Here is a 14,318-nt window from a genome sequence, read left to right as displayed (position 1 = left end):
CCTATTTTGCTGCTTATTTAAGCCATCCAAACTAAAAGATATAACCCAATCCAAAAATTCATAACAAAGTTAATTCCTAATCAAAATAGTTATGGTTATGATGCTGTACAGCAGCGAATAGACGTCTAGACACAAAGATAGCCATAACAACGACAACAACACTCACTTTGCATAACTTATCGACACCATGACGGAGTTTCGGATGAAAAAAATTGCTTCCCCTTTGCTGGCCCTGAGCCTACTGACAGCACTGCCGGTATTCGCAGCGGACACCGCCACGGTAGCCCCGATCCCAGATGCTATCGCCAAACATCCAGGGCAGATTAAAATTGCCGTGATCCGTAACCTGGGATCTGATGACAACACCACTCAGTTTTTGTCCGGTGTATTAAAAGAAGGTAAAAAGCTCGGTTTCAAAGTCGATACCTTCTTGAGCAATGGTGACGACGCCCGTTTTCAAGACTTTGTGAATCAGGCCATCAGCCAAAAATATGACGGCATCATTCTCTCTCAGGGGCGTGACCCGTACTCAACCGAACTGGTCAAACGGATTGCAGCCAGCGGTATTGCGGTATCGGTGTTCGATACCGCTATTCAGGGCGAGATTCCCGGCCTGACCGTCACTCAGCAGGATGATGCATCCCTGACCAATGAATCCTTTGGTCAATTGGTCAAAGACTTCAACGGTAAAGCCAATATCATCAAGCTTTGGGTTGCCGGTTTCCCACCGATGGAACGTCGCCAGGCCGCTTATCAGGCACTGCTAAAACAGAATCCGGGTATTCATGAACTGGAGTCTATCGGAGCCGTGTCTTCTGATGTGCAGGGTGATACCGCCAATAAAGTCGGTGCCGTATTGGCAAAATATCCGAAAGGCAAAATCGATGCAATCTGGGGAACTTGGGATGCCTTTACTCAAGGCGCTTATAAAGCCTTACAGGAAAATGGCCGTACCGAGATCAAACTCTACAGCATTGATATATCGAATCAGGATTTACAACTGATGCGTGAAGCCAATAGCCCATGGAAAGTCAGTGTTGCCGTCGATCCTAAACTGATTGGAGCCGTTAACTTGCGTTTGGTCGCCAAGAAGATTGCTGGGGAAGAGACGCCTGCCAGTTATGAGTTCCGTGCTGCATCCATTCCACAAGCCTTGCTGGCCAGTCAACCCGGCGCGGTTAACGTGGCAGGCTTGAGTAAAATCATTCCGGGCTGGGGCCAATCTGATGATTTCAACTCACCCTGGTTTGCCACCCTTGCCGCCAAAAACGGCCAGTAAATCTAACCGATTGGGAGTGAAATAGATGGCAACGCAAGCTTCCTTGCCACAACCCGAATACAGCCGCAATATGCGGCTGATTGGCCATAGCAATCAGGGCGGAAAACCCGACGGTGTACAGGTAATGGTGCACCGTGGCTACGCCTATGTCGGCCATATGGTATCGCAAGGGGTATCAATTATTGATGTGCGGGATGCAAAAAATCCGCGCCCGGCAGGTTTTATCGCCGCCCCCCCCAATACCTGGAACGTACACTTACAAGTCCATGATGACCTGCTGCTGGTGATTAACGCACGCGACCTGTTTGCCGACGCCAGTTTTGCGCAAGAGAAAGTCTATTACACTCGCTCCGTAGCACAAACCGTCAGTACCCGGCAGGAAGGTCGCAGTTGGAGTGCCGGTTTACGTATTTTTGATATTTCGATACCGGATAGACCGCGTGAAATTAGCTTCCTGCCGCTTGATGGTATTGGTATTCATCGCATCTGGTATGTTGGCGGCCGCTGGGCTTATGTTTCTGCATTGCTGGATGGCTACAGTGATTATATTTTCCTGACCATTGATCTGGCTGACCCGCAAAAACCACAGGTGGCGGGGCGTTATGCTTTACCCGGCATGCATACTGCGGCGGGTGAGCAACCAAGCTGGCCAGAAGGCAAACGTTACGCATTGCATCATGCCATTATCAGCGGTGATACAGCCTATGGCAGTTGGCGCGATGGTGGCCTGACCCTGCTGGATGTCTCTGACCGGCATGAGCCGAAACTGATAAGCCATCGCAACTGGAGCCCTCCCTTTGGCGGCGGCACCCATACTGCACTCCCATTGCCAGACCGCGACCTATTAGTGGTGCTGGATGAGGCGGTGCTGGATAATCAGGAAGATGGTGAAAAGCATATTTGGCTGTTCGATATTCGTGCGCCAAGCAATCCGGTGAGTATCTCAACTTTTCCGGTACCTGATGAGCGAGATTACGTCTCAAAAGGGGCGCATTTCGGCCCGCACAATCTGCATGAGAACCGCCCAGGCAGCTTTATCAGTTCGTCACTGATTTTTGCTACCTATCAAAATGCCGGAGTGCGCGCTTACGACATCAGTAACCCATACCAACCGAAGGAAACCGGTGCATTAGTGCCTGCAGCCCCGGAAAAAATGGTGGATAAACGCCCTGGTCGGCCACAAGTTATTCAGTCATGTGATGTGTTTGTTGATGCACAAGGGATTATCTACAGCACCGATTATAACGCTGGGCTGTCAATCATCGAATATTTAGGTTAATTATCCTCTTCGTCCTTGACGTTACTGCTATGTTAGCGGTAACGCCCATGACCTTGGCGATATCAATTAATGGCAGATCGATTCAGGTCGATCTGCTGCTTACAAAAATTTTTCCTCCCTCCCCCTCTTTTTATCGCCGCAATAGTCTAATGTAGTTGGTTGAGCCACTGTCGTAGCGCTGTGCGAGTCATTCTTTTTATTAGAAATAATCCGCATAGATATATCTTATTATCCAAATAATTAAAAAAGAAAATACCATGAAAGGATTTCCATCACGTGTCACCAATTTATTGATTGCTTCGCTGGTCCTGACTATTGGCCGAGCTATCACCCTGCCCTTTATAACTATCTATTTGGCTGAGCATTTTCAGTTGGCTCCCGATAAAGTCGGGCTGGTGTTAGGGGCAAGTTTGACGCTAGGTATTTTCACTAGCCTATATGGTGGCTATCTGGTGGACAAATTCAATAAAAAGCTATTGATTTTGCTCGCAATAAGTCTGTTTTCTGCCACATTTTTTACTTTGCCATGGATTGAGCATCCGGCCTGGATCATTCTGATTTTGGCGCTGCTGCATTCGGCCTACTCGGTTTACAGTATCGCGCTCAAAGCCTGCTTTGCTGATTGGCTGCCAGTAAATGAACGTATTAAAGCCTTTTCAGCTAACTACACACTGGTCAATGTCGGCTGGGCGGTGGGGCCGGCGATGGGGGTTTTGGTGGTTGGTTTTGGCTCACAATTGCCTTTTATCATTTCGGGGGTATTGGCGTTGCTGGTCGCGGTGGCGTTGAAATTCAGAATAAGCAGTACCGATATGTTAGCAACAGAACATTCAGCTAGCGAATCAGTACCGGATTTCCGCCAAACATTTACTATCTTACGTTGTGATAAACGGCTGATTTATTTCACCCTCGGCAGCATGCTCAGTGCTATTGTCTTTGGCCAATTCTCGGGTTATTTATCTCAATATCTGATTACGGTGTCAGATGCTAAATTTGCCTATCAGGTGATCGGGGCAGTAATGACCGTTAATGCAACTATTGTGATTACCCTGCAATACTTATTAAGTCGCCGTATGAATCAGCAGAACTTAATGCGCTGGCTGATGTTTGGCACCCTGTTCTTTATCATTGGCCTACTCGGATTTATGGCGGCTCAAGATTCAATTCCACTATGGATGCTGGCAATGGCGATTTTCTCATTGGGCGAAATTATTGTTATCCCAGTCGAATACTTGTTTATCGATTTTATTGCTCCAGCGAATCTCAAAGGCAGTTACTATGGGGTACAAAATCTCGGTCAATTAGGCGGAGCCATTAATCCGGTACTTTGTGGCTTCTTGCTAGCCTGGGCCGCACCGCAGATGATGTTCTATATGCTGATTATCGCGGCTATTTTGGGGCTGGCATTTTTCTATCGTGGCTATCGATTGGCTAAGACGCAGTCGGCTCAACCCCATCAGGTATCAGAACATACCCAATAGTCGCCCAAATGCAGCAAGGAGGGCTGCGAATAAGTTATGTGTAGTAGCAAATCAACACGCTCACAGTTTGATACATGATGAGTCTATTATTCATAGTGTGACAGCTAGCACATAATCAAACTTAATTGTATGATGAATGCACTCCGTAACTCAGGACCTTTTCTATGCGCAATGTGACTTCACTTTGCTGGCAGTACCTGCGGGCTTTCGCCATTATTTATCTGTGCTTATGGGCGGGTAAAGCACTGGCCTTGCTGCTGCCTATCACCATCCCTGGCAGTATCATTGGGATGCTGATTCTATTTGCTCTGCTGGCATCCCAGATATTGCCTTCAATCTGGGTGAAACCCGGTTGCCACTTACTGATCCGTTATATGGCGCTGTTGTTTGTGCCGATTGGTGTCGGTGTGATGCAGTACTACGACCAACTGACTAAACAGTTTGGTCCCATCGTAGTTTCCTGCTTTGTCAGCACCCTAATTGTCATGCTGGTGGTAGCTTACAGTTCTCATTATGTTCACCGCGAACGCAAAGTCATTGGTTCTCCTACCCATACCGAGGACGACAAATGATCAGCAATTTATGGTGGTCACTGCCACTCACCTTAATCGTATTCTTTGGTGCGCGTCGTTTAGCCCGCTGGCTGAAAATGCCACTGCTTAACCCATTATTGATATCGATGGTTGTTATCATTCCATTGCTGCTGGTCACGCATATGCCCTATGCCAACTATTTTGCTGGCAGCAAAGTATTAAATGATTTACTGCAACCCGCCGTGGTGGCGCTAGCTTTCCCGCTATATGAACAATTGCATCAAATTCGCGCCCGCTGGAAATCCATTATCAGTATCTGTTTTATTGGCAGTATTACCGCCATGGTCAGTGGTACGGCGGTCGCCCTGTGGATGGGAGCAACCCCGGAGATTGCGGCTTCGGTATTGCCTAAATCTGTCACCACACCTATTGCCATGGCCGTCGCTGAGTCTATCCATGGCTTACCCGCCATCAGCGCAGTATGCGTCATTTTTGTCGGTATTCTGGGTGCGGTATTTGGCCATAGCTTGCTAAATTTATTAAAGATAACCACTAAGGCCTCGCGAGGTTTAGCCATGGGTACCGCCTCCCATGCACTGGGTACCGCCCGTTGTGCTGAAATGGACTTTCAGGAAGGCGCATTTAGCTCACTGGCACTGGTAATCTGCGGGATTATCACTTCACTGTTGGCTCCTTTCCTATTCCCGGTGTTACTCCATTTGTTCGGCTAATGGCGTGAGACCCTGGCGCGCAAACGCACATCAGGGTCTACAGTAACAAGGTGAAATAGCGCCCGTTTTCAGGTTTAAATTTGAGATACATCTCTCATTTGAGATTTTACTTGCATCGATTTCATTAGTAATGAGACCTCAATCACATCAAGAAGCCCCTAAGCTGCCTAAAATAGTTTCCCGTTACTCTTGGAGAGACTCCCTATGCAAGCACGTTTTCATGCCCCTTGGGCTAAGCTACCCGCTTCACTGCAATCAGCACTTGAACCTATTCTGAGCGCAAACGATTTCCCTGCCATGTTGACAGCGAAGCAAGTGGAAACGGTAAAAAGCATCAGTGGGTTGGATGACAATGCGCTGGCATTCGCGTTGTTGCCGCTGGCTGCCGCGTGTGCGCTGGCGCCAATCTCTCATTTTATGGTTGGTGCTATCGCTCAGGGGAGCAGCGGCAACCTCTATTTTGGCGCCAATATGGAGTTTAGCGGTGTACCGCTACAACAAACCATTCATGCCGAGCAGTGTGCGGTTACTCATGCCTGGTTACGCGGCGAAGCCAGCCTGGTCGCAATTACTGTTAATTACACTCCCTGTGGTCATTGCCGCCAGTTTATGAATGAGCTGAATAGCGGAACCGACCTGCATATCCATTTGCCGGGCCGCCCTGCCGCAACCCTGGGTCACTATTTGCCAGATTCTTTCGGCCCGAAAGATTTGGATATCACCACGCTGCTGATGGATCCGGTGTTTCATGGCTACACCGTGGCTGAAACCGATGCACTGACTCAGGCAGCCCTCGAAGGTGCGAACCACAGTCATGCTCCTTATAGCAATGCTCATAGCGGTGTTGCATTGGAAGCGGCTGATGGCGCTATCTATGTGGGCCGTTATGCAGAAAATGCCGCCTTCAACCCCAGCCTGCCACCGCTGCAAGCTGCATTGATCCTGACCAACATTACCGGTGGGGATTGCGCGGCCATTCGCCGTGCGGTGCTGATTGAGGGCAGTAATCCGACACTGACTCAGTGGGATGCCACACTGGCAACACTGGCAGCCTTGGGTTGCGATGATGTAAAACACGTGACATTTTTGCCGAAATAATACCCAACTAATCGGGGGTTACATGGCTAACCCCCGGTTATCACGCTAATCCTACCTATTCCCCTAAATAGCAGTGAAACTCATTCCCGCGTGTACAACCTGATCAATCATCTGGTATTCCAAGCCATAAGCCGGCCTGAGCGATGCCGAATAGCACCAAGACCTCGCAACGAATGACGCCGGGTTCCAATAAACTGCTCAGCTAAATCTGCAAGTTAACTCGCACTTTTACCGATTACAGACATATTTAACTAACAAAAGCTGTACATATTCTTCTTATCTTTTAGGATCAGGGCAACAATTGCTATCAATACCCATAGTCATATAAGAGTAAAACTCATGGAACTTGAATACGAAAGTAAGCGCACCCTCTATATCCCCTACGCTGGTCCGATCCTGTTGGAATTCCCTCTCCTTAACAAAGGCAGCGCCTTTACTAATGATGAGCGCAACCACTTTAACTTACACGGATTGTTGCCTGAAGCGGTTGAAACTATTGAAGAACAAGCTGAGCGCGCTTACCGCCAGTATCAAGATTTTAAAAATGACGACGATAAGCATATCTATCTGCGCAACATTCAAGACACCAATGAGACTCTGTTTTACCGCCTGCTGGACGCCCATCTCAGCGAGATGATGCCAATTATCTACACGCCTACCGTTGGCGAGGCTTGTGAACACTTCTCTGATATCTATCGTCGTGCGCGTGGGTTATTTATCTCTTACCCAAACCGTGAACACATTGACGATATGTTACAAAACGCCACTAAACAGAACGTAAAAGTTATCGTGGTAACCGACGGTGAGCGTATTCTCGGCCTTGGCGATCAGGGCATTGGCGGCATGGGGATCCCCATTGGTAAATTGTCGCTGTATACCGCGTGCGGTGGTATCAGTCCAGCCTATACATTGCCGGTAGTGTTAGATGTCGGGACCAACAACCCGCAACGCCTGAATGACCCGCTGTATATGGGATGGCGTCATCCGCGTATTTCCGGTGATGAATATTATGCTTTTGTTGACGAATTCATTCAGGCGGTCAAACGCCGCTGGCCAAATGTGTTGTTGCAGTTTGAAGATTTTGCGCAGAACAATGCCACCCCGCTGCTGAACCGCTACCGTGACGAGCTATGTTGTTTCAATGATGATATTCAGGGTACCGCGGCGGTCACGCTGGGTAGCCTGATTGCTGCCAGCCATGCCGCAGGCAGCCAGTTACGCGACCAAACCGTCACCTTCCTCGGCGCCGGATCAGCAGGTTGCGGTATTGCTGAACAGATCATTGCACAGATGATTTCAGAAGGTTTGAGTGAAGATCAGGCCCGGGCGCGAGTCTTTATGGTTGACCGTTTTGGTCTGTTGACTGACAAACTACCTAACTTATTGGATTTCCAAAGTAAACTGGTGCAAAAGAGTGAGGCGCTACAAAGCTGGAATCTGGCCAGTGACTCAATTTCACTGCTGGATGTGGTGCGCAATGCTAAACCGACTGTGCTGATTGGTGTCTCAGGCCAGCCGGGGTTGTTTACTGAAGAGCTGATCCGCGAGATGCACCAGCACTGTCCACGGCCGATTGTAATGCCATTGTCTAACCCGACATCACGGGTTGAAGCACGGCCAGAAGACATTATTAACTGGACCGATGGTGCCGCATTGGTTGCCACGGGCAGCCCATTCTCACCGGTTAGTTATAAGGAGAAGCTGTATCCGATTGCACAATGCAATAACTCTTATATCTTCCCAGGGATTGGTTTGGGGGTGTTGGCATCGGGCGCCCGGCGGGTGACCGACGGTATGTTGATGGCAGCCAGCCGTGCATTGGCTGACTGTTCACCACTAGCATCGAACGGTGAAGGGGCATTGCTGCCGCGTATCGACGATATTCAGGCTGTGTCAAAGAGCATTGCAATGCAGGTGGGCAAAGCGGCGCAGTTGCAAGGTGTCGCCATTGTTACCTCAGAAGAAGCGCTGGCAAAAGCCATTGAGCATAACTATTGGCAGCCGCAGTACCGCACTTATAAGCGCACATCGTTCTAGTTATTATTCGGCCTGTACTTCGGTATGGGCTGAATAACGAATCCCCCTGTAGCTTCAAGGACGAAGATAATACCCAAAGGCATTGGAGTTACAGCTAGCCGGCCAGTGAAATAATCCCGATGAGCTGACTCATGTCAGTGATTCGGGTTAGCACGCGCAGCCAACAACGCTGTAGCTTCAAGGACGAAGGGTATAAGGCTTGCGCCGCATGCGCAGGTAAAGTAGCCTTGCAAATATGACCAGTAGATTGAATGCATCAAAGGCCTGAGAATGTGGAAACGCCTGATTATTAGCTTGATTACCATCGTAGGGTTGCTGATGGTGACTGCTATTGCGCTCGATCGCTGGATTAGCTGGAAAACAGCCCCCTTTATCTATGATGAGCTACAAGACTTGCCCCACCGGCAGGTCGGTGTGGTCTTGGGTACAGCTAAATATTATCGCACTGGTGGTATTAATCAGTTTTATCAATACCGGATTCAAGGGGCGATAAACGCCTATAACAGTGGCAAAGTCAGTTATTTACTGCTCAGCGGTGATAATGCGCTGCAAAGTTATAATGAGCCGATGACCATGCGCCGCGACCTGATCGCCGCCGGTGTCGCCCCCGCTGATATCGTACTGGATTACGCGGGCTTCCGAACATTGGACTCCATCGTGCGCACCCGTAAGGTATTCGACACCAACGATTTTATTATCATTACCCAGCGCTTCCACTGCGAACGGGCACTGTTTATCGCCCTCCATATGGGGATTCAGGCGCAGTGTTTTGCCGTCCCGTCCCCCAAAGATATGCTCAATGTGCGAGTGCGTGAGATTTTTGCCCGTCTCGGCGCATTGACGGATCTCTATATTCTGAAACGCGAACCACGTTTTCTTGGGCCATTAATCCCTATCCCTGCGATACATGTGATCCCCGATGACGCACAAGGTTATCCGGCCGTCTCACCAGAACAATTGGTTGAACTGGAACACCGGCTGGCAGAAGAAAAGCAGAAAAATCCAGCACCAGCACCAGCACCAGCACCAGCACCATGATTTTGAATTAGCTTTTGCTATTGGATTGGGTTTATCAAAGGTCAAGTGAGCTGTGAGGCACTAACTACCGAAATCTAACCCGATCCTGTTTTTAATAATACACCCGTCCGGTTAACCACTTTGCCCCAAGAATGCCCCTACATCACTCTCAACCTCCCCCATCTGCTGTAACAACTGCAAAGTTTCCAGCGCTTCCTCTTCATCCAGCCTGCTCATGGCAAACCCAACATGCACCAGCACCCAATGGCCGATTAATGCCAGACTGGCCTGCGAGTCGGCAGCCACCAGCATAATATTCACCGAACGCCGCACACCGCACACATCCACCCAGGCGGTACCGGGCTGAGTTTCATCCAGTGCGACAATTTGACCAGGGATACCTATACACATAGCCTGGCCTCTGCGTTATTCAATCGCCCAATTTCAGTTAAAAAAAGTAAACTCATTCCACCTCCAGTCGCTTAAGTATGACGCCATCATCAGATGCGCCGATGCGTAAATGGCTCCCGGCACACAATGGGCAACGTATCACTTTGCTACTCAGCAAATTAACCTGCTGCTGGCAATCAAAGCACCACACCTGTGACGGCTGCTGGCTAAGATGCAGCACACAACCTTCCGCCAGTGTGCCTCGGCATACCAACTCAAAACAGAACTCTAATGCCTGCGGTTCGACGCAGGAAAATGCGCCGGTTTCCAACCACACCCCGGTAATTCGCTGCGCGCCATGTAAGCGGGCCTGCTGTTCCATCATGGCAATAGCATGCTGGCACAAGGTTATTTCATGCATGACCGTGCTGCTCCTGTGGCGTATCCCTGACAATAGCGATGCAAAGAAGATGCCAGCCACACGCTGATTTTCACCTGTGCGAAAAATCATCTAAACAGCTAATAAATAACACTATTATTTAGATGTGGCCGCGACCAGATGATTAAAGTGAGCAATCACTGTCGAAGTGTCATTGATGAGCGGCGGTTTCGTCACTAATGTCGACACTTAACCACCGTAATTACGCCATTTTCACTGCCGTTTAAATCTCCGCTATTTACTCCCCCCGCCCCAATGCACAGCAGGCGTGCCTTCACCGCTCTTTTACAGCAGCAGCAGGCGTGCTGGCACAGAATATGCTTTGCAGCTTAGAAATGATTGCTATCAGCCTGACTGTCACCAGATTTTTGTCCCGGAGGGTATGGCTATGAACCGCTTTGTCATTGCGGAGTCGAGGCTTTGTATTGGATGCAATACCTGCATGGCTGCTTGCAGCCAGGTGCATAAAGCCAAGGGTTTACAACAGCACCCCAGATTGACCGTGATGCGAAATGCCACGGTCACAGCACCGATTCTCTGTCGCCACTGCGAGGATGCATGGTGCGCGCGAGTCTGTCCGGTCAATGCCATCACGTTGACCAATAACGCCGTTGAGTTGGATGAAACCACCTGCATCGGCTGCAAGCTCTGTGGTATCGCCTGCCCGTTTGGCGCAATTACGCCCGCGGGCAGTAAGCCATTAGCCGTACCGGAGAGCTTCCCTGAATATATTCCGATGACCGAGCTGTCTGATGTGCCATTCAGCCCAGCCAATATGAACCCATTCCTGGCCTGGACGGCCGGTGTTCGTACCATTGCTGTGAAATGTGACTTATGTAGCTTCCAACCACAGGGACCGGAATGTGTACGGGTCTGCCCCACCAACGCGCTGATGTTGGTGGATGAACACAGCATCGAGCAAGCCAATCAGGCTAAACGGCTCGCTGCGGCCCGTGGGTTTGCCAACGACCTGCCCTTTATTACCGGGGACAGCTCGCCCACCCTCTCTCACGAGGAGCAGAAAAGATGATGAACTCTCTGGAGCTACTGTGGCTCTCCTTACTGCTCTATCTGGCTGGTGCACTACTTTCGCTGCTTTTGGCTCGTCGCGAAACGCTGGCGATTTATGCCGCAGGGCTGGCCTCATTGCTGGGCGGGGTTGCGGGCCTGCTGGCTGCCGCGCCAACCTTACTGGGGGGCGGTATCATTACCTTTATCACCGCCGGACCCTTCCCCTTCGCGGCCTTCAGTCTGCGCCTTGATCCATTGGCGGCCTTTATGCTGATGGTCATTTCACTGCTGGTGGTCGTCACTTCGCTGTATTCACTGGCTTATGTACAGGAATACAAAGGGCGTGGGGCATGGGGAATGGGGGTATTTATGAACCTGTTCATCGCCTCGATGGTGGCACTGGTGGTAGTGGATAACGCCTTCTACTTTATTATTTTCTTTGAAATGATGTCATTGGCTTCCTACTTCCTGGTGATTTCCGATCAAGACGACGATGCTATCAGTGCCGGCCTACTCTACTTTCTGATTGCCCACGCCGGTTCCGTGTTAATCATGATTGCCTTCTTCTTATTGTACCGCCAGAGCGGCAGCCTGGAATTTGCCGCCTTCCGGCAGGTGCATCCAGAGCCGGTGATGGCTTCCGTTATCTTCCTGCTGGCTTTCTTCGGTTTTGGTGCCAAAGCCGGGATGCTGCCATTACATGGCTGGCTCCCACGCGCCCACCCCGCAGCCCCATCTCATGCCTCGGCCTTGATGTCCGGCGTGATGGTAAAAATTGGTATCTTCGGCATCATCAAGGTTGGTATCGATTTACTCGGTGCCAGCCAAATGTGGTGGGGAGTGGTGGTGCTGGCCTTTGGTGCGGTGTCATCGGTACTGGGAGTGCTGTATGCATTAGCCGAGCACGATATCAAACGGCTGCTGGCTTATCACACAGTTGAAAACATCGGCATTATTCTGATGGGCGTTGGGGTTGGCATGATAGGTATCGCGGGCCACCAGCCTATATTGGCCGCCCTTGGCCTACTGGGTGCACTCTACCATCTGCTTAACCATGCAGTATTCAAAGGGTTATTGTTCCTTGGCGCTGGCGCCGTTATCTACCGGGTGCACACCAAAGATATGGAAAAGATGGGTGGGTTGGCAAGGATGATGCCGTATACCGCACTGGCGTTTCTGGTGGGATGTATGGCAATTTCAGCACTGCCACCCTTCAATGGTTTTGTCAGTGAATGGTTCACCTATCAATCGTTATTTACTATGACCAAAGATGGTGGATTTATTATTCGTCTGGCCGGACCGATTGCCATCGTCATGCTGGCAATTACCGGCGCGCTGGCGGCCATGTGCTTCGTTAAAGTCTACGGCATTAGCTTCTGCGGCCTGCCGCGCACGGAAAAAGCCGCACAGGCGCGGGAAGTGCCGTGGCCAATGACGGCAGCCATGCTGTTGCTGGCCCTGCTGTGCCTGGCATTGGGGATTGGTGCCACCCAGGTAGCACCGGTGATTGCCCGCATTGCCAGTAGCCTGATAGCGGCCCCTGCGGCACAGTCGTTACAGGTTGCACAAGGGGCGCTGTTGTTCCCACAACACAGTTCTCAAGCGATGCTGTCTACCCTCTACATCTTCTTCGGCTTATTAATCCTGCCATTGGTGATTTTACTGATAGCCAGTCTCTACAAAGGCAGCCGTCTGGCATTTCGCCATGGCGGTGACCCATGGGCCTGTGGTTATGCCTACGAACAAGCAATGACCGTCTCCGCCGGTGGTTTTACTCAACCCTTGCGGATGATGTTTGCCCCACTCTATCGAATACGCAAAACCCTCTCCCCCGCACCGATGATGCAACGTGCTCTTGAGCACTCGATCAGTGGTGCCGGGCGGGTAGAGCCGCTATGGGACGACAAAATTGTGGCCCCGCTTATTCGCCTGATCCAATGGTTCAGCCAGCGTATTCAATGGCTACAACAGGGTGATTTCCGCCTCTACTGTCTGTATGTGGTCGCCGCACTGGTTACCCTGCTGATAATCGCGGCTCTTTAAGGAGACGAGCAATGCCAACTACTGATATGCCCGCGGTCTCTATGATTGCCTTCGCCATTGGGCAGGCGCTTTTCATGCTGGCGCTGGCACCATTGATGTCGGGTATTTCGCGCATGGTAAAAGCCCGCATGCACTCACGCCGTGGGCCGGGCGTGCTACAAGACTATCGTGATTTAGCCAAACTGTTAAAACGTCAGGATGTAGCACCAGCGAATGCAGGCATCATCTTCCGTCTGATGCCTTATGTGTTATTAGGCAGCATGTTGCTGATTGCGATGGCGCTGCCCATTTTCACGCTGGCATCGCCATTTGGCGTGGCAGGAGACCTGATAGCCCTGCTTTATCTGTTCGCGCTGTTCCGCTTCTTCTTCTCACTGGCCGGTCTGGATAGCGGCAGCATCTTTGCCGGTATCGGTGCCAGCCGTGAGTTAACCCTTGGTGTGCTGGTGGAACCGACACTGATTCTGTCATTACTAGTGGTGGGGTTAATCGCCGGTTCGACCAATATCGGCACCATCAGTACTGCACTTTCGACCGGCCACTGGCAATCGCCGACCGCAACCGCGCTGGCGTTACTGGCCTGTGGTTTCGCCGTGTTTATCGAGATGGGCAAAATCCCGTTTGATGTCGCCGAAGCGGAGCAAGAGTTACAAGAAGGGCCGCTAACCGAATACTCAGGTGCCGCGCTGGGTCTGGTCAAATGGGGCATCAGCCTGAAACAAGTGGTGGTGGCACAACTGTTCCTCGCCGTGTTTATCCCGTTCGGCAAGCTGGCAGTACTCACTGGATTTGGCCTGCTGTGGGCGCTACTGGCCTGCATTATCAAGCTGGTGGTGGTGTTTGTACTGGCCTCCATCGTGGAAAACAGTATCGCCCGTGGGCGCTTCCTGTTGACCTCCCGTGTTACCTGGCTGGGGTTTGGTGTTGCTGCCTTGTCCCTGGTTTTCTATCTCACCGGTCTTTAAGGAGCTAATAAACCC

Annotated in this window: 13 protein-coding genes; 11 read left to right on the top strand and 2 right to left on the bottom strand. The window is 50.7% G+C overall.

Annotated elements, in window-relative coordinates; translation table 11 throughout:
• Positions 1-202 precede the first annotated feature (202 nt).
• The 8 genes from Q2T71_RS06200 (at position 203) to sanA (ending at position 9,476) form a co-directional block, all read left to right on the top strand.
• Positions 203-1,279, top strand: a complete 1,077-nt coding sequence (locus tag Q2T71_RS06200; protein ID WP_193784687.1) for a sugar ABC transporter substrate-binding protein — start codon at positions 203-205, stop codon at positions 1,277-1,279.
• Positions 1,280-1,304: 25 nt separating this feature from the next.
• On the top strand, positions 1,305-2,558 hold the full coding sequence (locus Q2T71_RS06195; protein WP_372558456.1) for an LVIVD repeat-containing protein: 1,254 nt from the start codon (positions 1,305-1,307) through the stop codon (positions 2,556-2,558).
• Positions 2,559-2,815: 257 nt separating this feature from the next.
• Positions 2,816-4,039: an MFS transporter gene (locus Q2T71_RS06190; protein ID WP_083159359.1), complete on the top strand. Its 1,224-nt coding sequence runs from the start codon at positions 2,816-2,818 to the stop codon at positions 4,037-4,039.
• A 164-nt stretch (positions 4,040-4,203) separates the two neighbouring features.
• A complete protein-coding gene (locus tag Q2T71_RS06185; protein WP_083159360.1) occupies positions 4,204-4,611 on the top strand; it encodes a CidA/LrgA family protein in 408 nt (135 codons plus the stop codon).
• Positions 4,608-5,303 (top strand): CidB/LrgB family autolysis modulator, encoded by a 696-nt coding sequence (locus tag Q2T71_RS06180; RefSeq protein WP_032906846.1) that lies wholly within the window; start codon positions 4,608-4,610, stop codon positions 5,301-5,303. Before Q2T71_RS06185 ends, Q2T71_RS06180 begins: the two co-directional genes overlap by 4 nt.
• A gap of 204 nt (positions 5,304-5,507) precedes the next feature.
• The gene (cdd, locus tag Q2T71_RS06175; RefSeq protein ID WP_372558455.1) at positions 5,508-6,401 is read left to right on the top strand and encodes a cytidine deaminase; all 894 of its coding nucleotides are present in this window, start codon (positions 5,508-5,510) and stop codon (positions 6,399-6,401) included.
• Positions 6,402-6,740: 339 nt separating this feature from the next.
• Positions 6,741-8,438 carry an NAD-dependent malic enzyme gene (locus Q2T71_RS06170; protein ID WP_372558454.1) on the top strand — a complete coding sequence of 566 codons (1,698 nt, stop codon included), beginning with the start codon at positions 6,741-6,743 and terminating at the stop codon, positions 8,436-8,438.
• Positions 8,439-8,708: 270 nt separating this feature from the next.
• A complete protein-coding gene (gene sanA / locus Q2T71_RS06165) occupies positions 8,709-9,476 on the top strand; it encodes an outer membrane permeability protein SanA (RefSeq protein WP_372558453.1) in 768 nt (255 codons plus the stop codon).
• 111 nt (positions 9,477-9,587) lie between these two features.
• Here sanA and Q2T71_RS06160 read toward each other — a convergent pair whose 3' ends face one another.
• Positions 9,588-9,866, bottom strand: a complete 279-nt coding sequence (locus Q2T71_RS06160; RefSeq protein WP_372558452.1) for a HypC/HybG/HupF family hydrogenase formation chaperone — start codon at positions 9,864-9,866, stop codon at positions 9,588-9,590.
• Positions 9,867-9,918: 52 nt separating this feature from the next.
• Positions 9,919-10,266 carry a hydrogenase maturation nickel metallochaperone HypA gene (gene hypA, locus Q2T71_RS06155; RefSeq protein WP_083159365.1) on the bottom strand — a complete coding sequence of 116 codons (348 nt, stop codon included), beginning with the start codon at positions 10,264-10,266 and terminating at the stop codon, positions 9,919-9,921.
• A gap of 406 nt (positions 10,267-10,672) precedes the next feature.
• Between hypA and Q2T71_RS06150 the strand changes: the two genes are divergently transcribed.
• From Q2T71_RS06150 to Q2T71_RS06140, 3 genes are read left to right on the top strand one after another with little or no spacing between them, the layout of a single operon-like run.
• The gene (locus Q2T71_RS06150; RefSeq protein ID WP_372558451.1) at positions 10,673-11,314 is read left to right on the top strand and encodes a 4Fe-4S dicluster domain-containing protein; all 642 of its coding nucleotides are present in this window, start codon (positions 10,673-10,675) and stop codon (positions 11,312-11,314) included.
• Positions 11,311-13,338 (top strand): hydrogenase 4 subunit B, encoded by a 2,028-nt coding sequence (gene hyfB, locus Q2T71_RS06145; protein ID WP_372558450.1) that lies wholly within the window; start codon positions 11,311-11,313, stop codon positions 13,336-13,338. The genes Q2T71_RS06150 and hyfB overlap by 4 nt, the downstream gene beginning before the upstream one ends.
• A gap of 11 nt (positions 13,339-13,349) precedes the next feature.
• The gene (locus tag Q2T71_RS06140; protein ID WP_083159367.1) at positions 13,350-14,303 is read left to right on the top strand and encodes a respiratory chain complex I subunit 1 family protein; all 954 of its coding nucleotides are present in this window, start codon (positions 13,350-13,352) and stop codon (positions 14,301-14,303) included.
• The last annotated feature ends 15 nt before the right edge of the window (positions 14,304-14,318 follow it).

The organism is Yersinia sp. 1652 StPb PI (genome assembly GCF_041538345.1).
In the GTDB taxonomy this organism is placed as follows: Bacteria; Pseudomonadota; Gammaproteobacteria; order Enterobacterales; family Enterobacteriaceae; genus Yersinia; species Yersinia enterocolitica_E.
Note: the sequence above shows the minus strand (reverse complement) of the source record. Positions and strands in the feature narration are given on the sequence as shown.

Excerpts from the sequence above, each read along its gene's own strand:
- cdd (WP_372558455.1), top strand. The coding sequence starts at position 5,508 with ATGCAAGCACGTTTTCATGCCCCTTGGGCTAAGCTACCCGCTTCACTG.
- hyfB (WP_372558450.1), top strand. The coding sequence starts at position 11,311 with ATGATGAACTCTCTGGAGCTACTGTGGCTCTCCTTACTGCTCTATCTG.
- hypA (WP_083159365.1), bottom strand. The coding sequence starts at position 10,266 with ATGCATGAAATAACCTTGTGCCAGCATGCTATTGCCATGATGGAACAG.
- Q2T71_RS06185 (WP_083159360.1), top strand. The coding sequence starts at position 4,204 with ATGCGCAATGTGACTTCACTTTGCTGGCAGTACCTGCGGGCTTTCGCC.
- Q2T71_RS06170 (WP_372558454.1), top strand. The coding sequence starts at position 6,741 with ATGGAACTTGAATACGAAAGTAAGCGCACCCTCTATATCCCCTACGCT.
- Q2T71_RS06160 (WP_372558452.1), bottom strand. The coding sequence starts at position 9,866 with ATGTGTATAGGTATCCCTGGTCAAATTGTCGCACTGGATGAAACTCAG.
- Q2T71_RS06190 (WP_083159359.1), top strand. The coding sequence starts at position 2,816 with ATGAAAGGATTTCCATCACGTGTCACCAATTTATTGATTGCTTCGCTG.
- Q2T71_RS06140 (WP_083159367.1), top strand. The coding sequence starts at position 13,350 with ATGCCAACTACTGATATGCCCGCGGTCTCTATGATTGCCTTCGCCATT.
- sanA (WP_372558453.1), top strand. The coding sequence starts at position 8,709 with ATGTGGAAACGCCTGATTATTAGCTTGATTACCATCGTAGGGTTGCTG.
- Q2T71_RS06180 (WP_032906846.1), top strand. The coding sequence starts at position 4,608 with ATGATCAGCAATTTATGGTGGTCACTGCCACTCACCTTAATCGTATTC.
- Q2T71_RS06150 (WP_372558451.1), top strand. The coding sequence starts at position 10,673 with ATGAACCGCTTTGTCATTGCGGAGTCGAGGCTTTGTATTGGATGCAAT.
- Q2T71_RS06195 (WP_372558456.1), top strand. The coding sequence starts at position 1,305 with ATGGCAACGCAAGCTTCCTTGCCACAACCCGAATACAGCCGCAATATG.
- Q2T71_RS06200 (WP_193784687.1), top strand. The coding sequence starts at position 203 with ATGAAAAAAATTGCTTCCCCTTTGCTGGCCCTGAGCCTACTGACAGCA.